The following is a 20198-nucleotide window of genomic DNA, read 5'->3' as shown; positions in this document are numbered from 1 at the left end:
GATCTCCCGAGTGCTGGCCAGTCCTGAGGCGCACACGAAATGACAGCGCCCTGCACGAGGCAGGGCGCTGGGTGGAAGATAAAGTGCTGCTTATGATAAGCGGCGCTGGGGCTCGCGCCTAGCCGGACTGTCACCGGCCACGAAATAGGGCGCATCGGAAGCGGGCAGCGGCTCGCGGCCGCGAATGCGGTCGGCGATCTTCTCGGCCAGCATGATGGTCGGCGCGTTGAGGTTGCCGGTGGGGATCACCGGGAACAGCGAGGCATCCACCACGCGCAGACCTTCGAGACCGTGCACCCGGCCCTGGCCGTCGACCACGGCGTCGTCGCCTTCGCCCATGCGGCAGCTGCCGCAGGGGTGGTAGGCGGTCTCGGCATGTTCGCGCACGAAGGCATCCAACTGCTCGTCGCTCTGCACGTCCGGCCCCGGCGAGATCTCACGGCCGCGGTAGGGATCCATGGCCGGCTGGGCGATGATCTCGCGCGTCAGGCGAATGGCGTCGCGAAACTCCTGCCAGTCCTTCTCCTTGGCCATGTAGTTGAACAGGATGCTGGGAGCCGCTTCGGGATCGCGCGAGGTGAGGCGGATACGCCCGCGGCTCTCGGAGCGCATCGAGCCCACGTGAGCCTGGAAGCCGTGAGCCTGCACCGCGCTCTTGCCGTTGTAGCTGATGGCGATGGGCAGGAAGTGGTACTGCAGGTTGGGCCAGGGTTCCGCGTCGTGGGTGCGGATGAAGGCGCATGACTCGAACTGGTTGCTGGCACCGACGCCGCTGCCGAGAAGCAGCCACTCGGCGCCGATCTTGGGCTGGTTGAACCACTTCAGCGCCGGGTAGAGGCTGATCGGCTGCTTGCACTCGTACTGGATGTACATCTCCAGGTGGTCCTGCAGGTTCTCGCCGACCCCGGGCAGATCGTGCACCACGGGGACGTCGAACTCGCGCAGGTGCACGGGATTGCCGACCCCTGAGCGCAGCAGGATCTGCGGCGAGGCGATGGCCCCGGCGCACAGCAGCACTTCGCGCCGGGCGCGAACCTGCTGTGTCTGGCCGCGGCGCAGGTAGCGTACGCCCACGGCGCGCTTGCCCTCGAACTCAATCACGTCAGTGGTGGCGTGGGTCTCGATGGTGAGGTTGTCGCGCCCCTTGGCCTGATCGAGATAGCCCCGCGCGGTGGAGGAGCGGCGCCCCTTGGGGGTGACGAAACGGTCCATGGGGCCGAAGCCCTCCTGCTGATAGCCGTTGACGTCCTCGGTCTCGGGATAGCCCGCCTGCACGCCGGCATCGACGAAGGCGCGGTAGAGCTCGTTGTTGCCCTCCTTCGGCGTGGTCACGCTGACCGGGCCATCGCCGCCGTGGTAGGCGTTGGCGCCGATGTCGCGGCACTCGGCCTTGCGGAAATAGGGCAGGCAGTCGGCGTAGCGCCAGTCGTCAAGACCGGCCAGGCTGGCCCAGTTGTCGTAGTCCAGGGCATTGCCGCGGATGTAGCACATACCGTTGATCAGCGACGAGCCGCCCAGCCCCTTGCCGCGACCGCACTCCATGCGGCGGCCGTTCATGTGCGGTTCCGGATCGGTCTCGAAGGCCCAGTTGTAGCGCTTGCCCTGCAGCGGGTAGGCCAGGGCGGCGGGCATCTGGGTACGGAAGTCGAAGCGGTAGTCGGGGCCGCCGGCTTCGAGCAGCAGCACGCTGACACCCGCGTCCTCGGTGAGGCGGGCAGCCAGCACGTTACCGGCGGAGCCGGCGCCGATGATGACGTAGTCGAATTCACGAACCTGGGACATGGCGATTTCCTCAGAACACCGACTCGAAGGGTCCCATTTCCACCTGCACCGACTTGGTTTGGGTGTAGTGGGCCAGGGTTTCGATGCCGTTCTCGCGGCCGACGCCGGACTGCTTGTAGCCGCCCACCGGCATTTCTGCCGGCGACTCGCCCCAGGTGTTGATCCAGCAGATGCCGGCTTCCATCCGATGAATGGTGCGATGCGCTCGGGCGAGGTTCTCGGTGAACACCCCGGCGGCGAGGCCATAGTGGGTGTCGTTGGCGCGGCGGATCAGCTCCTCTTCGTCGTCGAAGGCGAGGATCGACATCACCGGGCCGAAGATCTCCTCGCGCACGATGCGCATGTCATCGCTGCAATCGGTGAACACCGTGGCCGGGGCCCAGGCGCCGCGGGCGAAATCGCCCTCGTCGAGAGGCTCGCCGCCGATCAGCACCCGTGCGCCGTCCTGCTTGCCGTAGGCGATGTAGTCGAGCACCTTGGCCTGATGCTCGAAGCTGACCAGCGGGCCGAAATTGATCTTGGGATCGAGCGGGTCGCCGGCGCGGATGCGCGCCACGCGCTCGACGATCTTCTCCTCGAAGGCCATCTTCACCGAACGCTCGACGAAGACCCGGGTGCCGTTGGTGCAGATCTGACCGCTGGAATAGAAGTTGGCCATCATGGCGGCATCGGCAGCGCGGTCGAGATCGGCGTCGGCGAACACGATCAGCGGCGACTTGCCGCCCAACTCCATGGTCACGTCCTTGAGCGTCGAGCCGCCCGCCGCGGCCATCACCTTCTTGCCGGTACCCACCTCGCCGGTGAACGACACCTTGGCGATGCCTTCATGCGCGGTCAGCATCTGGCCGACCCGGGCGTCGCCGTGAACCACGTTGAACACGCCGTCGGGCAGTCCGGCTTCGGTGAAAATTTCAGCCAGCTTCATGGCCGAGAGCGGAGTGACCTCGCTGGGCTTGAACACCACGGCGTTGCCGGCGGCCAGCGCCGGAGCAGCCTTCCAGCAGGCGATCTGGATCGGGTAGTTCCAGGCGCCGATGGCACCGATCACCCCCAGCGGTTCGCGCCGGGTATAAACGAACGACGACTCGCGCAGCGGAATCTGGGCGCCTTCGATGGCCGGCGCCAGGCCGGCGTAGTATTCGAGTACATCGGCGCCGGTGACGATGTCCACCGCGGCGGTTTCGCTGATCGGCTTGCCGGTGTTGCGCGTTTCGAGCTCGGCCAGCTCGTCATTGCGCTCTCTCAAGAGCGCCACGGCGCGCTGCAGTACGCGACCGCGCTGCATGCCGGTCATGGCGGCCCAGCGCCGCTGACCCTGGCTGGCGGAGGCGACGGCGCGGTCGATATCGGCCTGGCTGGCCTGATCGACCCTGGCCAGCAGGCTGCCGTCAAAGGGATTGATGACGTCGAAGGATTCGCCGGAGGTAGCCGGTTCCCGGCGGCCATCGAGGTAGAGAGTCTCGGTATCGAAAGCGGTCATGCTGTCTCCTTGGGTGACGCTGCGGAGGTGTCGTGGCCGGCCAACATGTTGTCGAGGCAGGCGTGGGCCAGGCGCCGGGCGCGCTCGGTATCCAACCCTTCGGGGCTCAGGGTGCCGCGCAGCCACAGGCCATCGATCATGGCCGCCAGGGTGCGGGCGGCATCTCGCGCTTCGTTCAGTGGCATCAGCCGCCGAAACTGGAAGCAGAGGTTGGAGTAGAGTCGCTGATCGTTGACGTGCTGCAGCCGTTGCAACTGGGGTCTGTGCATGCTGCTGGCCCAGAAGGCGAGCCAGGTCTTGGCCGCGGGACCGGAAATCTGGCTGCGATCGAAATTGCCGTCGATGATGGCGGCGATATGGTCGCGTGGGGAGCCATCGGCCAGGCGGAGTCGACGCTCAGCCACTGCCTGGCCGAGATCGGTGAGAATCTGGCGCATGGTGGCTTCGAGCAGGCCGTCCTTGCCGCCGAAATAGTGGCTGATGATGCCAGCGGAAACGCCGGCATGTCGGGCGATCCTCAAGACGGTGGCGTCGGCCAGGCCGACTTCGTCGATGGCCGCCATGGTCGCCTGGATGAGCTGGCTGCGTCGAATGGGTTCCATTCCTGTCTTGGGCAACGTTGACTCCTTGACCCTTCGCCGTGACTGGCATGTGGCATATATAAGGTAGGTCGAGTCTGGCATTTTTTTATTGAACGTTCAATCAATAAAAAGCCGAGCAGTAACAGTCTTGCCTGAGGGAAGTGGTTCATGCATAATTCAGCGCGTCGCGAAGGGCTGCCTTCGTGCCACTTGGCTACGTAGCTCAGCTGGTTAGAGCACATCACTCATAATGATGGGGTCCCCTGTTCAAATCAGGGCGTAGCCACCAGTTACGACAGGACGCCCGATCGAGTCATCTCGATCGGGCGTCCTTCGTTATGTGCCTACCTTGACAGAGTTTCTGCCAAGATACGCCCTTGACCTTACGTGGGCGATCCGTATACTACGCACCGTGTTCACGGCCATTCCCGGATAGCTCAGTCGGTAGAGCAAGTGACTGTTAATCACTGGGTCGCAGGTTCGAGTCCTGCTCCGGGAGCCACGAACGCACGCTGATCATGACGCACGTCATTCCTCGATAGCTCAGTTGGTAGAGCAAGTGACTGTTAATCACTGGGTCGCAGGTTCGAGTCCTGCTCGAGGAGCCATCGGCTACTACCACCCGTGGGAAGTCCTTTCCCGCCATGTCGTTCCCGGATAGCTCAGTCGGTAGAGCAAGTGACTGTTAATCACTGGGTCGCAGGTTCGAGTCCTGCTCCGGGAGCCAATCCTTGTCGTTCTTGCTTCCCTCGTTGTCGGCTCGTGCCGAGTCGCAGTCAGCGTTGATTGCGTGACCAGTCTGGCAGGCCGTTACTGCCGTATACTCGTTGCAAGAAGAACCGATAGGAATCCTGCCATGCGCAGCGCGCTCTCATGTGGCTTGTTGATGTGTCTGGTTGCCATTACAGGGCATGCCCTCGATGCGCCGGAAGGGCGAGTCATATTGACGATCACCGGCAGCATCGGCGTAACCAACGGGGAAGGTGCGGCGCTGTTCGATCGCGCCATGCTGGAAGCCATGCCCCAGCATACGATCAGGACCCATACCCCCTGGCACGACGGTCAGGTCACCTTTGCCGGCCCGCTGGGACGCGACGTCCTGGATTCCGTCGGGGCCCAGGGCGAGATGCTGCGGGTGATGGCGCTGAACGATTACAGCGCCAGCATTCCGGTCGACGATTTCAATCAGTATGACGTGATACTGGCGATGACCTTGGATGGCGTGCCCTTGCGGGTGCGCGACCAGGGGCCGCTGTTCGTCATTTACCCCTTCGACGACCAGCCCGAATTGCTCAACGAGAAGATCATGTCCCGCTCGGTCTGGCAGGTCGCGCATATCGATGTTCTCGCGGAGTAGTGCCATGTCGCGCACGGCAAGTCAGGGCCTGCGATACCGTATCGCGGCCTGTGCCGCTATCGTGCTGTTCGGCTCGGCGCTGCTGACGGAAAAGATCATCCATGACCGAATGCGACAGATCGAGCATCGCATGCTCGAGGATCTCACCTGGTCGGCTTACCAGTTCGATCGCGAGGTCAGAGAGATGCGGATGACGCTGTCGCCCTGGCACGGAGATCTCGATGAACTGTTGCTGCGCTATGAAATCCTGTACAGCCGTGCCGATCTCTTCGGCCGCGGTGAGCTGAAGCAGAGTCTGACCACGCAGCCTCTGGGCGAGGCCCTGGAGCGTGCCGTTGCGCTGACGTTCGAGCTCGATTCCGTGCTGTCGCCGCTGGAGAGTGGCGATGCCGTACTCGACGATGCCATCTTGGCGACACTGATGGAACGGTTGCTCGCGCTACAGCAGAAGACCTCTCGCTTGATCCTCGACATCAATGCTCACGTTGCCTTGTTACGTACCCATGAGCGCGACGACCTGTGGAACCTCTATACGCTGTTGCTCGTGCTCATCGTGCTGCTGATGGGGGCAGGCTCGGTGCTGGTGGCCTTTCTGATCAGGGAGGGCAGGACCAATCGGGAGCGGCGCTATCTGCTCGAGATCCAGGCGCGTGAACTCGATGCTGCGGTGCAGAGGGCGGAAAGGGCGAGCCAGGCCAAATCGGAATTCATGGCGGTGATGAGCCATGAGATACGCACGCCGCTCAATGGCATCGTCGGCGTGGCACAACTACTCACCTATGAGCCGTTGAGCGATCGTGGCGCTCGGCTGCTGGGTACCTTGGATGACAGCCTGGTGAGTCTTCAGGCGGTCATCAACGACGTGATCGACTATACCAAGTTCGATGCGGGTGTGCTGGATCTCGATTCGCAGCCATTCCAGCCGAGTGAACTCATCGACCAACTGGAGCGGCACTACGGCGTGCTGAGCGCGAGTCGGGGTGTCGCTTTCAGGGCCGAGCAGGAGGATTCGCTACCTGGCTGGGTGCTGGGCGACCTGACTCGCATTCGTCAGGTGCTGATGAACCTGCTCAACAATGCCTTCAAGTTCACCTCGGCCGGTGAGGTTCGCCTGACGATACGGCGCGGTGAAGACGACACGCTATGCTTCCGCGTCGAGGACACGGGGTGCGGCATTCCCGAGCAGAGCCGGGCCCATATCTTCAAGCCTTTCACCCAGGCTGACAGTACCATCGCGCGCCGCTACGGCGGCTCGGGGCTGGGGCTTGCCATCTGCGAGCGGCTGGTCAAGGCCATGCAGGGGCGCATCGATTTCACCACGGAAATGGGCGTGGGCAGTTGCTTTCAGGTTCAGTTACCGCTGCGCGTACCGAGCCGGGAGGCCATCGAACGCTACGCCAAAACGCGTCAGGAGCCGGCCTTGAGCCTGCCCAGGGGAAGCGTTCTCATCGTCGAGGACCAGCCTGCCAACCGTGAACTGGCCAGAGCCCTGCTGGAGCGATTGGGCCAGCGCGTCAGTGTGGCTGCCGATGGTCAGGAGGGGTTGACACTGATGGCGAGCCATCGCTTCGACCTGGTGCTGATGGACATGCAGATGCCCATACTCGATGGCCTGGAAACCACCCGGCGCTGGCGCCGTCAGGAGTCGGACAGGCTCACGCCGCTGCCCATCGTGGCGCTGACGGCCAATGCGACACCCTCGGCCAGGCAGCGCTGCCTCGAGGCCGGTATGAACGATGTGCTGTGCAAGCCGTACACGCGTCACGAGCTGCAGCGAGTCATCCAGCAGTGGATGCTGCCGAACGGCGCTCATGAATACACCGGGGCAGGGCTCGACGCGACTGCTTCGGATACGCTCCCAGCAGCCCCTCAGGATCACGTCGGCGAAGCGGAGGTGGAGATCGATCCTGCCACGCTGACCTCACTGCGCGAAGCGCTGGATGAAAAGGCGCTGCATCACCTCGTGCGGAAGTTCGTCGAGCGGCTGGACGAGGATCGCGCGGCCCTGCGGCGGGATCTTGATCGGCATGATCGTTCTGGCCTCAGGGAGACCTCGCACTCGCTGAAGGGAGCGGCCGCGTCCATGGGCTGCGCAGCGCTGTCGCAAGCCGCTGCCAGGCTCGAGCAGATGGCCGAGACGGCAGGGCTGGAGGCACTCGAGGCCACGGTGGAGCGGATAACGCATCTTGGGCATCTGAGCGGAGCGGCCTTTGCCAGGCTGGGGTATGGGGCTGAGTATGTGGCCACCGGTGACGCACCTCGCGACGATCTGGCGTCGCCGGCCGAGGGGTGAGTCGAGCCTTACGGGCTGTTTCAGCGTGGCTGGGAGAGGCGACGGCCGACCGCAGCGACGAACGCGCTGAGCCGATCCGCCGTCATGGGTTTGGCCAGCCAGAACCCCTGGATCTCATCGACGTCGAGTGCTTCGAGGTAGTCGCGCTGACGCTGGGTTTCCACTCCTTCGGCAATCGTTTTGAAGCCCAGCCCCTGACTCAGAGTCGTGAGCGAGCGGACGATGGTGCGGCAGGAACGCTCCTCGGTCACGCTGTTGGTGAAGCTACGGTCGATCTTCAGCGTATCGATCGGGAAGCGTAACAGGTAGTGGTAGGTGGAGTGGCCGGTACCGAAGTCATCGATGGCAATCGAAAACCCCAGATCCTTGAGTTCGAGCAGCATCTTCAGCGTCTGCTCGGGATGACTCATGGCGGCACTCTCGGTGATCTCCAGCTCGAGCTGTTTGGGCAGCAGGCGATTGGCAGTCACATGGGCCATGATGCGCTGGGGAAAGTCGGGCTGGTTGAATTGCACGGCGGAGAGGTTGATGCTCATGCGCAGGTGCAGGCCGGCCCGTTGCCACTCGGCAAGCTGCCGGCAGGCTTCACCGATGACCCAGTCGCCGACATCGACGATTTGGCCGGACTCCTCCAGCAGCGGGATGAATTCCGCCGGTGAAACCACTCCACGGCTGGCATGGCGCCAGCGTAGCAGGGCTTCCACAGCGCTGATATGACCATCGGCCAGGTGCTGCTGCGGCTGATAGACCAGAAAGAACTCGTCTCTTTGCAGCGCCTGCTGCAGATGGGCCTCGAAGCTCAGCGCGCCGCTATCGGTGTGGCCAAGAATCTCCTGCTTCAACAGCAGTCGCTGTTGGCCTGTCTGAGAGCGGGCGAGGCGCTGCGCCTGTAGTGCGGCGCCCAGTAGCGTTTCGGCATCCCGTGCATCATCAGGGTATACGCTAGCACCGGCGGTGAAGTCGATGTAGACCTCTTGTCCGGCGATGTGTTGAGCCCGGGCCAGGGGCGGCATCCACTGCTGACAGAGCTGGCGAGGGTCTGCCGAGTCCGGTAGCGGGACGGCTACGCCAAAGCTGCCGGCCTCCAGGCGTCCGAGCAGGGCGTGGCTCGGCGCAAATCTTTCCAGGCGCCGTGAGAACAGCACCAGAGCTTGATCGCCTGCGCGAATGCCCAGGGCTTCATTGATGCGATGCAGGCGGCTGATATCCAGTACCGCCACCAACCAGCGGGTCTCGGGGGCCTGCGCCAGCCGCTCGGCGAGCAGGCCAAGAAAGCAGTGGCGTTTGGGCAGCCCGGTCAGCTCGTCGTGGGCTGCCAGGTAAAGCGCCTTATCCTCGAAGGCGCGTAGAGCGGTAACGTCCTGAAAAGCACCCACCAGGCAGTGTTCGTTGCTTTGATCGGCGCTTTGCAGGCGCAGGGTGCGTTCGAGGTTGCCCTGGCCAATGGTAAGCTCGAGGTCCAGTCCCTCGCGGTTCTGGCTGGCGACGCTGAGGGCCGTCTCCAGCCGCTGTCTGTGCTCGGGGGAGGCCAGCGCCGTCAGTTCCTCCACGCCGCCGGGCAGAGTGGGCCAGCCCAGCATGTCGGCGGCGCCTTCCGACCATTCCAGCTTGCCGCTGTGGACGTCGAGGTGCCAGAAGCCCAAGCGGGCGAGCTTGCAGGCGCTGGCCTGTTCCAGCTGCGCTTCGCGCAGGGCTCGCTCGCGGGCGGCGCCGCTAAGTGCATAGCGTACCCGCTCGGTCAGCAGCGGCAGGTTGATCGGCTTGGGCATGAAGTCGGTCGCGCCGGCATCGAAGGCGTCGTTGATCGAGCCTACGTCGTCATGACCGGTCAGCATCAACAAGGGTACGTGACGACCGTTGATCCCGGCCTGGCCGCTGCGAATGGCGCGCAGGGTGCCGAAGCCGTCCAGTCTCGGCATGTCCATGTCCACCAGCACCAGGTCGGGTGCATGCTGGCCGAAGACTTCGAGCCCCTCCTGGCCATCGGCGGCGAGCAGCACCCGGTATCCCTTGCGCTGCAAGCCGGAGGCGATCAGCAGGCGAATGGTGGGGTCGTCATCGACGACCAGCACGGTGATCAGGGCGACTTTGTCGCTGCTGCTCTCCGCTGTCGTATCGTTAGTCGGCTGATGGTGCGTAAGGAGGGCGGTGGCTGGATGAAGCCTGCCTGTATCGATCATGTGCCTTCCCCCGCGCAGGGTGCGCATCGGGCATGCGCTGAACGTGTTACGCGCCTCTGGCGAGCCGCATGGTGCACGTCCATCCTCAGGCATCGGCGAGGTGGCGACAAGGATATCCGTTTAACGCAGCCATCAACCAAGGTGAAGTTCGAAGTACACGAAGGAAAACGAATGACGCCCGGCGCGTGTCGTTACGCCGGGCGTCCGGTGGGGTAGGGCAAGTCTGGCGCGACTAGAAGCGACCGGCCAGGCGCCGCTGGGTCAGTTCGGCATAGTCGGCCAGGATGGCAGCGGCTTCGGTCACCTGGACGTGCTCTACCGGCTCCTCTTCGTTCTCCTCACCGCGAGCATCGATCAGCTCGTTCAGCGGATCCAGCCCCAGGGCCTCGCGGCGCCGGTTCTCCAGCGCCAACTGCTCGGCGTCGCGCGCTTCCACTTCGCGCTGGCGCTGTTCGCGGTCGAGGCTGACGGTGGTCTGCTCTTCGCGCATGCGCCGGGCTAGCTCGGTGCGCTCCTTGAGGAAGATGAAGTTGGGATGCGAGTCGGCGCGTTCGCGGTGCCGGGAGCGCAGGGTTTCCAGATACTCCCAGGGCTCGCCGTAGTGGCGATACTGCACGGCTTGCACCGTATCCCACTCGAGGGCGTTGTCGAGACTGCTCTCACCGATGCGCTCGGGGTCGACCAGATCGGGGAAGAGAATGTCGGGCTCGACGCCGCGATGCTGGGTGCTCTCGCCCGAGATACGGTAGAACTTGGCGCGGGTCAGCTTGATCTGGCCATGGCTCAGGTCGTTCAAGGTCTGTACGGTGCCCTTGCCGAAGGTGGCACTGCCCAGCACCAGGCCGCGGCCGTAGTCCTGAATGGCGCCGGCCAGGATCTCAGAGGCCGAAGCCGAGAGACGGTTGACCAGCACGGCCAACGGGCCGTCATAGAGCGTGCCGGTCTCGGTGTCGCCGTAGAGGTTGATGCGGCCGCGGGCGTCGCGCACCTGCACCGTGGGGCCGCGGTCGATGAACAGACCGAGCAGGGAGTTGGCTTCCTGCAGCGCACCGCCCCCGTTGTTGCGCAGGTCGAGGACCAGACCGTCGATGCCTTCGGACTTGAGGCGCTCGACTTCGCGGGCCACGTCGCGGGTGGTGCTGCGGAACTCCTCGGCACCGGACTGCCAGGCATCGAAGTCGACGTAGAAAGTGGGGATGGTGATCACGCCGATGCGCTTGTTGCCGTCTTCGCGTTCGACCTCGACGATTTCACCCTTGGCGGCCTGGTCTTCGAGATCGACCGTGTCGCGGGTGATCTCGACGGTGCTGGAGCGGGTCATGTCGACGGCTTCAGCCGGCACCACCTCGAGGCGTACCACGGTACCCTTGGGACCGCGGATGAGATCGACTACCTCGTCGAGGCGCATGCCTACCACGTTGACGATCTCCTCGTCCTCCTGGCCCACGCCGACAATGCGGTCGGCAGGCTCGAGCACGCCGGCACGATCCGCCGGACCGCCGGGTACCAGGCTGGTGACCTTCACGTATTCGCCGTCGGACTGCAGCATGGCGCCGATGCCTTCCAGCGACAGCCGCATCTGGATGTCGAAGGATTCGCCCTGGCGCGGAGATAGGTACTCGGTATGCGGGTCGATGCTGCTGGTCACCGCGGCCATGAACAGGCCGAACACGTCCTCGCCGTTGGTCTGGCGCAGACGCGACAGCTGGCCTTCGTAGCGCTGACGCAGGTTGTTCTCTACCTGCTCTTCGTCCTGACCGCTGATGTCGAGGGTGAGAGCGGCGTTCTTGAGACGCTTGTACCACAGCTCGTCGAGCTCGGCTTCGCTGGTGGCCCAGTCGGCCTCGCGGCGGTCGAGGTCGAGCCGCATGTCGCTCTCGTAGGTGAAGCCCAGCCCCTCGTCGATGGCGCTCAGCAGCCACTCGAAGCGGCTCTCGGCGCGATCGTGATAGCGCTGGTAGAGCTCGAAGGCCGGTGCCAGGTCGCCTTCGAAGAGCATGTCGTCGATACGCTCCTCGAAGTGGCGGAATTCGTCGATGTCGCTTTCCAGCAGGAAGGCGCGCTGGCCATCGAGGATATCGAGATAGCGCTCGAACGCCAGGCGTGACCAGGTGTCGTCCAAGGCGGTTTCGGCGTAGTGGCCGTAGCGCAGTGACTCGGCGACTTCCAGAGCCGCCTGCCGATGCGAGTCGTTGGGCTGGATCTGGGCTAGCGCCAATTGAGCGCACGACAACAACGTCACCAGCGAGAGAATCGCTGTGTGCCTAAGAACGACTGACAGGCTCATCAATGAAGCACCCCTGGTTTCGTGTACACTTCCTTCCCTAGACAAGCGTATGGCTCATGAGTTGCGAGGCCAGACGTCGCATTGTAGCAGTTCTTGCGTCAACCACGACCCCTGATGAGGATCCACATGTCTCGGGAAGCTCGTCTCGAGCGTCTGCTCGAATTTCTCAATCGCTCGCCGACCCCCTGGCATGCCGTCTCGGCCATGGCCGAACGGCTCGATGCCGCCGGCTTCCGCCGGCTGGACGAGAGTCAGGCCTGGGAGGTCTCGCCCGGCGAGCGTCTCTACGTGACGCGCAATGGTTCGTCGATCGTGGCGCTGCAGCTCCCGCATGACGGGCTGGAGGCGCTGCGCATGATCGGCGCCCATACCGACAGCCCCGGCCTGCGTCTGAAGCCCAACGCCGCTCAGCTCTCGGCAGGCTGGTTGCAGCTCGGCGTCGAACTCTACGGCGGCGCCTTGCTGGCGCCCTGGTTCGACCGCGACCTGGGCCTGGCCGGCCGCGTTCACGTGCGGCATCCCGACGGCCGCATCGAAGGCGTGCTGCTGCAGGTGGACCGGCCCATTGCCATCATTCCCAGTCTGGCGATCCATCTCGACCGCGAGGTCAACAACGGACGGCCGATCAACGCCCAGACCCAGATGCCGCCGGTATTTCTGCAGGGTGGTGACAAGGCCGACCTGCAGCGGCTGCTGCTCGAATGGCTGGAGGAACAGAACGGCACCGTCGGCGCCGAGATCCTCGATTTCGAGCTGGCCCTGTATGACGTGCAGCCCCCGGCATTGGTCGGTGTCGGCCGTGAGCTGGTCGCCAGTGCGCGCCTCGACAACCTGCTGTCCTGCTTCATCGGGCTCGAAGCGCTGCTGGAGAGCGACGGCAGCCAGGGCGTGGTGCTGGTGGCCAACGATCACGAAGAGGTCGGCAGCGCCAGCGCCTGCGGTGCTCAGGGGCCGTTTCTCGGCGACGTGCTGCGGCGAGTCAATGCCCAACTGGGCGAGCCGGGTGACGAAGGCTTCATTCGTCTGATCCAGGCATCGCGGATGATCTCCTGCGACAACGCCCACGCCCTGCATCCCAACTTCACCGACAAGCACGATGCTGCCCATGGCCCCGCGCTCAACGGTGGCCCGGTGATCAAGGTCAACGCCAATCAGCGCTACGCCACCAACAGCGCGACGGCAGCGCTGTTCCGCGATCTCTGCCGCGAGGCCGAGGTTCCGGTGCAGACCTTCGTCACCCGTGCCGACATGGGCTGCGGCAGCACCATCGGGCCGATCACGGCCACCGAGCTCGGCGTGCCGACGCTGGACGTGGGCGTGCCGCAGTGGGCCATGCACTCGATCCGCGAGACGGCGGGCAGCCGCGACGTGGAGTACCTGACCCGGGCGCTGGTCGCCTTCGCCAACCGGCCGCGACTGACCTGATGTTCACTGAGCCCTTGACGTTCAATGAGCCAAGAAATGCCACCACGAAAAACCCGGCGCCAGGGCGCCGGGTTTTTTTCGATTTCTGGTGGCTACGCCCTGACTCGAACAGGGGACCCCATCATTATGAGTGATGTGCTCTAACCAACTGAGCTACGTAGCCATTCAACGGGGGCGAAGTTTACGGATTCGTCTCTGTGGCGTCAAGTCTCGCCGTGGGTAGGGGATCATCGGGCAAAGGGGAGAGCATGAGGCTATCTCGTCCGGCTGCCTTGGCCGAATAAAGGGCATCATCAGCACGCGACATGGCGGCGTCATAGGTCTCGGCTGTGTCGGCCATCCACACCGATACGCCGATGCTGCACGATAAGAGAATCTGTTGGTCGCCATGGCGCAAGGGAGTGTCACGCAGGGTCTGGACGATGCGCAGGCCCAGTTCCCGAGCCTGCGTTGCGCTGGTACCCGGCATCAGAATGCAGAACTCGTCGCCCCCGAGGCGGGCCAGGAGATCGGTTTCGCGCAGCGTGGCCCTCACGACACGTACGAAATGGACGAGACTCTGGTCTCCGCCCTGGTGACCGAGCCTGTCGTTGACACTCTTGAAGTGATCGAGATCCAGCAGCATGAGTGAGTAAGGCTTGCCTGTTCGCATGGATCGGGCATTCTCGAGCTGCAAGCGCTCGTCGAACTTGCGCCGATTCCAGGCCCCCGTCAATGGATCGACGTTGGCTAGTTCGGTGACTTCGGTGACCAGGCGATCAATGGTCATGACAGCGAGACCGAAATTCCACAGAAGCCCGCTTAAGATGACGCCAAGCATGGTCACCGCTGCGACGTCCGTGAAATGAGGGGAGGCGCCGAGCTCCAGCAGCAGCCAGAGATTCATCAGCATGATGACGGCATGCCCGACCAAGCCTAGGGAGATTCCTGCGCATGAAATGACGATACCTGCCGAGCACAGGCGCCGTTTCAAGAGAAAGAGGAGGCTCATCAGCATTGGAAACGACTGGCCGATGGCATAGACAAGGGCGAGCCCTTCATCATTGCCGTACAAGGCGATGGCCAGTAGCAAGCATAGAGTGCTGGCAGCAGAGGCGGTGATCCACCCACCCGTCTGGCCATGAAAACGGCGTATCCCGAGCCATAGCAGCCAGAAACCCAGGATAACCAGGCTGTTTCCCACCGCTGCCGGAAGAGCCGGGATGCTGGAAGCGTGCTGGAAAGGCAGAAGAATACCGCCCGCAGCGATCAGCAGGCAGGCGGTGAACCACAATCGTGCTACGCGGAATGTTCGATGCTGCCAGGCGATCGCCGCCCAAATGGCGGCTAGCGCGAAAGAGAGAAGAACGATAGTGATGTAAAGCGTGAAGAAATCCAGCTTCATGATGGCTCACCGAGGGCGCGCTCGGATGCCGCTGCAGACCGCCCTTGATCCTCCGGATGGGAAAGTAGAGTCCCTTGGTGAACTGGAAAAAAAGCAAGCGTGGGCGTTATTCCTATCCACCAGGTGCAGTGAAATGCAGTGTGAATATCAAGATTATGTCGAGTGTTCCACACTATAGCCGCCATCCTTGGCAGCTACTGGCGCCTGACGTCTGCCTCAGGAGTGTATAAGCCACTATGTGCCGAGCCGTCAGCGTTTTGGGTGCTTTGATACTTTATGGTTAAAGCGGCTACACATTGAAGCGGAAGTGGATCACGTCGCCGTCCTTCACCACGTACTCTTTGCCCTCGAGGCGCCACTTGCCGGCATCCTTGGCGCCCTGTTCGCCACCCAGGGTGACGAAGTCGTCATAGCCGATCACTTCGGCGCGGATGAAGCCCTTCTGGAAATCGGTGTGAATCACGCCGGCGGCCTCGGGGGCAGTGGCACCCACCTTGACGGTCCAGGCGCGCACTTCCTTCACCCCAGCGGTGAAGTAGGTCTGCAGGCCCAGCAGTTGGTAACCGGCGCGGATCACCCGGTCGAGCCCAGGCTCTTCCATGCCCATCTCGCCGAGGAACATGGCGCGCTCGTCGTCGTCGAGCTCGGCGATCTCGGCTTCGAGCTGGTTGCACACCGGCACCACCACGGCGCCTTCCTCGGCGGCAATCTCGTTGACGATGTCGAGGTAGGGGTTGTTCTCGAAACCGTCCTCGTTGACGTTGGCGATGTACATGGTCGGCTTGAGCGTGAGGAAGCCGAAGCTCTTGACCTGGCGCTTCTCTTCCTCGTCGAGGCCGAAGCTGCGCAGCGGCTGGCCTTCGGCCAGATGCGGCTGGACGCGCTCCAGGATCGCCTTGGTGGCGATGGCGTCCTTGTCACCGCCCTTGGCCACGCGCACCAGGCGCTGGATGGCCCGCTCGACGGTGTCGAGGTCGGCCAGCGCCAGCTCCAGGTTGATGGTCTCGATATCCGAGCGCGGATCGACCTGGTTGGCCACGTGGATGACGTTGTCGTTGTCGAAGCAGCGCACCACGTGGGCGATGGCCTGGGTCTCGCGAATGTTGGCCAGGAACTGGTTGCCGAGTCCCTCGCCCTTGGAAGCTCCCGCCACCAGGCCGGCGATGTCGACGAACTCCATGGTGGTGGGAATCACCTTCTGCGGACCCACGATCTCGGCCAGCTTGTCGAGGCGCGGATCGGGCATCGGCACGATACCGACGTTGGGCTCGATGGTACAGAAGGGGAAGTTCTCGGCATCGATGCCGGACTTGGTCAGGGCGTTGAAGAGGGTCGATTTGCCCACGTTGGGCAGACCGACGATACCGCAGTTGAAACCCATGATGATGTCCTGAGTAAGATGGCGAGTGGTGCTCGCGAACGGGCGCTATTCTAGCTCAGCCTTGGCGCCGGTTCAGCCCGAGAAGCTGTGCAGTCGACTCATGGCCTTGGCCCAGTCGCCCGACACGACCAGCGGCAGCGTGGCCAGGCACTCGTTGAGGGCACCGCCGATGGCCTCGAGCTCCGCCTTGCCGGGGCGCCCGAGCACGTAGTTGGTGACCTGGCGCGAATCGCCGGGATGGCCGATGCCGATGCGCAGACGGTTGAAGCCTTTCTCGCCCAGCGCGCTGATGATGTCGCGCAGGCCGTTGTGCCCGCCGTGGCCGCCGCCCTGCTTGTAACGGGCCGCGCCGGGGGGAATGTCCAGCTCATCGTGGGCCACCAGCAGTTCTTCGGGTGCGATCTTGTAGAACTGGCACAGGGCCGCGACGGCGCCGCCGCTGCGGTTCATGAAGGTGGTGGGCTCGAGCAGATGCAGCTCCTGGTCATTCAGCAGCACCTTGGCATAGAGGCCGAGGAACTTCTTCTCCTGACGCAGCTCGGTGCCGGCCTGGCGCGCCAGGATCTCCACCAGCCAGGCGCCGGCGTTGTGGCGTGTGGCAGCATAGTTGTCACCGGGATTGCCCAGTCCGATGATCGCCTTGATCTGCGGCATGCGGGGTCTCCAAACAAAAACAAGCGCCGCAGCGCTTGGTCGAGACGGAAAGGGGCCGCCCAAGGCGGCCCCCGATGGCATGGCTTATTCGGCGCCTTCTTCGCCTTCTTCGCCTTCCTCACCCTCGGCCGCTTCACCGCGGGTCTTGGGCTTGGTGATGCTCAGCACGGCGTTGTCATGGTCGGCACCGTGGGACAGTTCGACCAGGGTCACGCCAGCCGGCAGCTCGAGGTCGGAGAGGTGCAGGGTGGTGCCCAGCTCGACGTTGGTGATGTCGACTTCCAGGAAGTCCGGCAGGTCCTTGGGCAGACAGCTGATCTGGATCTCGTTGGAGAGAATGTGCAGCTCGCCGCCCTGGTCCTTGATGCCCTTGGACTTCTCTTCGCCCACCACGTGCAGCGGCACGTTGATGGTGATGGCGTGAGTGGCGTCCACGCGCATGAAGTCGGCGTGGGTGACCAGCGGCTTGTACGGGTGGCGCTGCAGATCACGCACAACCACCTGCTCTTTCTTGCCGTCGATGACGAGATTGAGCACGGAGGAGAAGAAGGTCTCGTCCTCGATGGCCTTGTAGAACGGGGCCTTCTCGAGAGAGATCGGCTGCGGAGCCTTGTCGCCGCCGTAGACGATGGCGGGAACTTCGAGGTTCGCACGACGCAGGCGGCGGCTCGCACCTTTCCCCAGGTCGTTACGAACGCTGGCATTGAGTGTGAAATCGGACATGTTGTTGCCTCTTGCTGAATGTAAGGGAGACGTGCGACCCGCGACCTGATCGCGACGTTCCCGAAAGCCCCCGTGGGGCGCTACTCCGCTGCCTTGTTCTTGCCGAGAGTCTTCGAGAATCTCAGTGGAACATGGCGCTGACGGATTCTTCGTTGCTGACGCGGCGGATCGCCTCGGCGATCAGGCCGGCCACGCTGAGCTGACGAATCTTGCCGCTGCGACGGGCGACGTCGGACAGCGGGATGGTGTCGGTCACCACCACTTCGTCGAGTACCGAACCGGTGATGTTCTCCACCGCCGGCCCGGAGAGGATCGGGTGGGTGGCATAGGCCACCACGCGGCGCGCGCCGTGGTCCTTCAGCGCGTCGCCGGCCTTGCACAGGGTGCCGGCGGTATCGATCATGTCGTCGACCACCACGCAGGTGCGGTTCTCGATCTCGCCGATGATGTGCATCACCTGGGCCTGGTTGGCCTGGGGGCGACGCTTGTCGATGATGGCGAGGTCGGCATTGAGCTGCTTGGCGATGGCGCGGGCCCGGACCACGCCGCCCACGTCGGGCGAGACTACCACCAGGTCATCGTAGTTCTGACGTTCGATGTCGTCGAGCAGGATCGGCGAACCGTAGACGTTGTCCACCGGGACGTCGAAGAAGCCCTGAATCTGGTCGGCATGCAGGTCCATGGTCATCACCCTGTCGACGCCGGCCTTGACCATCATGTCGGCCACCACCTTGGCCGAGATCGGCACCCGGGCGGAGCGTACCCGGCGATCCTGACGCGCGTAGCCGAAGTAGGGCACCACGGCGGTGATACGGGTGGCCGAGGCACGGCGCAGGGCGTCAACCATCAGGATCAGCTCCATCAGGTTGTCATTGGTCGGTGCGCAGGTGGACTGCAGAATGAAGACGTCCTTGCCGCGAACGTTCTCGTTGATCTCGACCGCGATCTCGCCATCGCTGAACTGCCCGACCGTGGCGTTCCCCATACGAGTATCGAGACTCTCGGCGATTTTCTGGGCGAGTTCGGGGTTGGCATTCCCGGCAAAAACCATCAATTTTGACACGCGCATCCACCTATGCAGTGTTGGGGAGCTCAGTTGGCGATACAGGATACCGCAAGCACGGCGATTCGGCGCTTGCTGACAGCACGTTCATCGGCCAAGAGCAGCATGTAGCGGGGAGAGGTTCAGGCCGCGAGCCATGAAAGCAGTATAGTGGCTCGGTAGCTCGGCCATGATGTGCCGCGCTTCGGTCTGCGAGTCGAGCCGGGCGAAGATGCAGGCACCGGTTCCCGTCAGCATGGCGGGTGCCCGGCAGCCTAGCCAGTCGAGTGCCTCGGCGACCTGCGGATAGAGTGACCGGACCGTCGGTTCGCAGTCGTTGCTCCAGCTGGGCGCTCCCCCCTGCAGTGCGCGCGCCATGGTAATCGTGGCAGTGTCACGTGTCAATTGCGCTGCCCCGAACACCGCGGCTGTGGCGACTTCGATGCCGGGGTGCACGACCACGAACCAAGGGGTGTCCAGCGCTACCGGAGTGAGCCTTTCGCCCACTCCTTCGGCCCAGGCGGCTTGGCCGCGTACGAACACCGGCACGTCGGCGCCGAGGCGCAGGCCGAGTTCGGCCAGCCGGTCGAGCGGGAGGTCGAGACGCCACAGGCGGTCGAGGCCGAGCAGCGCGGTGGCGGCATCGCTGCTGCCGCCACCCAGGCCGCCACCCAGCGGCAGGCGCTTGGTCAGGTGGATGTCGGCGCCCAGACGACAGCCGCTCTCGGCTTGCAGCAGCCGGGCCGCCCGCACGATCAGGTTGTCGCTGTCGGGCACACCCGGCAGGGCTGGTATCAGGCGGATCTGCTCATCGTCGCGCCGGCGCAGGTGCAGCGTGTCGCCGTGATCGAGGAACTGAAACAGCGTCTGCAGCTCGTGATAGCCATCGGCACGGCGGCCGACGATGTGCAGCATGCGGTTGAGCTTGGCCGGCGCCGGCAGGGTGAGCTCGGTTGCGGTTGCGGTCGCGCTGTCGCTCATCGGCTCGATCATCGACCCAGGCAGCGACTCAGTCATCGAGGACGGGGCGCCACTCGGTGACCACCAGGGTCACGCGCAGGTCGTCGTACTCCATGATCAGGCGACGCGGCAGCCACAGCGACTCCACCTCGACCCAGTCGCGATAGTCGATTTGCCAGCCGTCCTGCTCCAGACGCTGAGGAAAGCCCGTGTCGTCGTGTTCGAGCCGGTACTGGCTGTGGTCGGCGGGCAGGCCGCGGATCCAGTCGGCCAGCGAGCTGACCGGCAGCGACCAGCCGAGCTGCTGCTGCATCAGCGCTTCCGGGGTCTCGGCGACGAAGCGGCCATCGGCGTTGGTCAGCGAGAAGCGCCCCTCACGGCCTTCGAGCAGGTTGCGGCCGCTGCCGAAGGGGCCACTGATCAGCATGCGGTAGTAGTGCGGATGCTGACTCCAGTCGAGATTGGCGCTGGTCGACTCCTGGGGTGTGCGCAGGCCGGCCTTGCCGACCAGGATCCAGGTGTCCAGCTCGGCGAGGCGTTCCTGCTGCGCTTCCCAGCGGTCGGCGCGCATGTCGGGCGCGGTCGTTGGGGCGGCGCAGCCGGCCAGCAGGGCAAGTGTCAGGCCCGCCGCCAGGCATCGTATCGTGGTCATCCGGTGGTTCATGACGT

At 64.1% G+C, this 20198-nt stretch carries 15 protein-coding genes and 5 tRNA genes; 7 read left to right on the top strand and 13 right to left on the bottom strand.

Features of this window, described 5'->3' with window-relative positions; translation table 11 throughout:
• Nucleotides 1-90 precede the first annotated feature (90 nt).
• From betA to betI, 3 genes are read right to left on the bottom strand one after another with little or no spacing between them, the layout of a single operon-like run.
• Nucleotides 91-1782, bottom strand: coding sequence for a choline dehydrogenase (gene betA, locus B8115_RS18040; protein WP_010629241.1), 1692 nt, complete (start codon nucleotides 1780-1782; stop codon nucleotides 91-93).
• Nucleotides 1783-1792: 10 nt separating this feature from the next.
• Nucleotides 1793-3262 carry a betaine-aldehyde dehydrogenase gene (betB, locus tag B8115_RS18035; protein WP_010629240.1) on the bottom strand — a complete coding sequence of 490 codons (1470 nt, stop codon included), beginning with the start codon at nucleotides 3260-3262 and terminating at the stop codon, nucleotides 1793-1795.
• Nucleotides 3259-3879 (bottom strand): transcriptional regulator BetI, encoded by a 621-nt coding sequence (gene betI, locus B8115_RS18030; protein WP_026038213.1) that lies wholly within the window; start codon nucleotides 3877-3879, stop codon nucleotides 3259-3261. Before betI ends, betB begins: the two co-directional genes overlap by 4 nt.
• Nucleotides 3880-4055: 176 nt before the next feature.
• Between betI and B8115_RS18025 the strand changes: the two genes are divergently transcribed.
• The 6 genes from B8115_RS18025 to B8115_RS18000 all read left to right on the top strand — a co-directional run bounded on the left by B8115_RS18025 (nucleotide 4056) and on the right by B8115_RS18000 (nucleotide 7493).
• Nucleotides 4056-4132: transfer RNA gene (locus tag B8115_RS18025), tRNA-Met, on the top strand.
• Between the two features lie 137 nt (nucleotides 4133-4269).
• A tRNA-Asn gene (locus tag B8115_RS18020) sits at nucleotides 4270-4345 on the top strand.
• A 30-nt stretch (nucleotides 4346-4375) separates the two neighbouring features.
• Nucleotides 4376-4451, top strand: a tRNA-Asn gene (locus B8115_RS18015).
• 43 nt (nucleotides 4452-4494) lie between these two features.
• Nucleotides 4495-4570: transfer RNA gene (locus tag B8115_RS18010), tRNA-Asn, on the top strand.
• Between the two features lie 129 nt (nucleotides 4571-4699).
• The gene (locus B8115_RS18005) at nucleotides 4700-5200 is read left to right on the top strand and encodes a molybdopterin-dependent oxidoreductase (protein ID WP_010629238.1); all 501 of its coding nucleotides are present in this window, start codon (nucleotides 4700-4702) and stop codon (nucleotides 5198-5200) included.
• Nucleotides 5201-5204: 4 nt separating this feature from the next.
• Nucleotides 5205-7493, top strand: a complete 2289-nt coding sequence (locus B8115_RS18000; RefSeq protein ID WP_010629237.1) for an ATP-binding protein — start codon at nucleotides 5205-5207, stop codon at nucleotides 7491-7493.
• Between the two features lie 20 nt (nucleotides 7494-7513).
• Here the strand turns inward: B8115_RS18000 and B8115_RS17995 are convergent, their stop codons facing one another.
• Both B8115_RS17995 and B8115_RS17990 read right to left on the bottom strand, forming a co-directional pair.
• On the bottom strand, nucleotides 7514-9673 hold the full coding sequence (locus B8115_RS17995) for a bifunctional diguanylate cyclase/phosphodiesterase (protein WP_010629236.1): 2160 nt from the start codon (nucleotides 9671-9673) through the stop codon (nucleotides 7514-7516).
• Between the two features lie 232 nt (nucleotides 9674-9905).
• The gene (locus B8115_RS17990; protein ID WP_026038212.1) at nucleotides 9906-11960 is read right to left on the bottom strand and encodes a carboxy terminal-processing peptidase; all 2055 of its coding nucleotides are present in this window, start codon (nucleotides 11958-11960) and stop codon (nucleotides 9906-9908) included.
• 126 nt (nucleotides 11961-12086) lie between these two features.
• Here B8115_RS17990 and B8115_RS17985 point away from each other — a divergent pair, with 126 nt between their 5' ends.
• Nucleotides 12087-13385 (top strand): M18 family aminopeptidase, encoded by a 1299-nt coding sequence (locus B8115_RS17985; RefSeq protein WP_010629234.1) that lies wholly within the window; start codon nucleotides 12087-12089, stop codon nucleotides 13383-13385.
• Between the two features lie 86 nt (nucleotides 13386-13471).
• Here the strand turns inward: B8115_RS17985 and B8115_RS17980 are convergent.
• From B8115_RS17980 to lolB, 8 genes are all read right to left on the bottom strand, one after another.
• Nucleotides 13472-13548, bottom strand: a tRNA-Met gene (locus B8115_RS17980).
• A gap of 18 nt (nucleotides 13549-13566) precedes the next feature.
• A complete protein-coding gene (locus tag B8115_RS17975; RefSeq protein ID WP_010629233.1) occupies nucleotides 13567-14769 on the bottom strand; it encodes a diguanylate cyclase in 1203 nt (400 codons plus the stop codon).
• Nucleotides 14770-15058: 289 nt separating this feature from the next.
• A complete protein-coding gene (gene ychF / locus B8115_RS17970; protein WP_010629232.1) occupies nucleotides 15059-16150 on the bottom strand; it encodes a redox-regulated ATPase YchF in 1092 nt (363 codons plus the stop codon).
• A gap of 72 nt (nucleotides 16151-16222) precedes the next feature.
• Complete coding sequence (gene pth, locus B8115_RS17965) at nucleotides 16223-16804, bottom strand: aminoacyl-tRNA hydrolase (RefSeq protein WP_010629231.1); 582 nt, start codon at nucleotides 16802-16804, stop codon at nucleotides 16223-16225.
• A gap of 84 nt (nucleotides 16805-16888) precedes the next feature.
• Nucleotides 16889-17527 (bottom strand): 50S ribosomal protein L25/general stress protein Ctc, encoded by a 639-nt coding sequence (locus B8115_RS17960; RefSeq protein ID WP_010629230.1) that lies wholly within the window; start codon nucleotides 17525-17527, stop codon nucleotides 16889-16891.
• Between the two features lie 121 nt (nucleotides 17528-17648).
• Complete coding sequence (locus B8115_RS17955; RefSeq protein ID WP_010629229.1) at nucleotides 17649-18590, bottom strand: ribose-phosphate pyrophosphokinase; 942 nt, start codon at nucleotides 18588-18590, stop codon at nucleotides 17649-17651.
• Nucleotides 18591-18677: 87 nt separating this feature from the next.
• Nucleotides 18678-19550, bottom strand: coding sequence for a 4-(cytidine 5'-diphospho)-2-C-methyl-D-erythritol kinase (gene ispE, locus B8115_RS17950; protein ID WP_010629228.1), 873 nt, complete (start codon nucleotides 19548-19550; stop codon nucleotides 18678-18680).
• Between the two features lie 28 nt (nucleotides 19551-19578).
• Nucleotides 19579-20181 (bottom strand): lipoprotein insertase outer membrane protein LolB, encoded by a 603-nt coding sequence (gene lolB, locus B8115_RS17945; protein WP_234253101.1) that lies wholly within the window; start codon nucleotides 20179-20181, stop codon nucleotides 19579-19581.
• Between the last annotated feature and the right edge of the window lie 17 nt (nucleotides 20182-20198).

The sequence above is a fragment of the Halomonas sp. KM-1 genome (assembly GCF_000246875.1).
Classification (GTDB): domain Bacteria; phylum Pseudomonadota; class Gammaproteobacteria; order Pseudomonadales; family Halomonadaceae; genus Halomonas; species Halomonas aerodenitrificans.
Note: the sequence above shows the minus strand (reverse complement) of the source record. Positions and strands in the feature narration are given on the sequence as shown.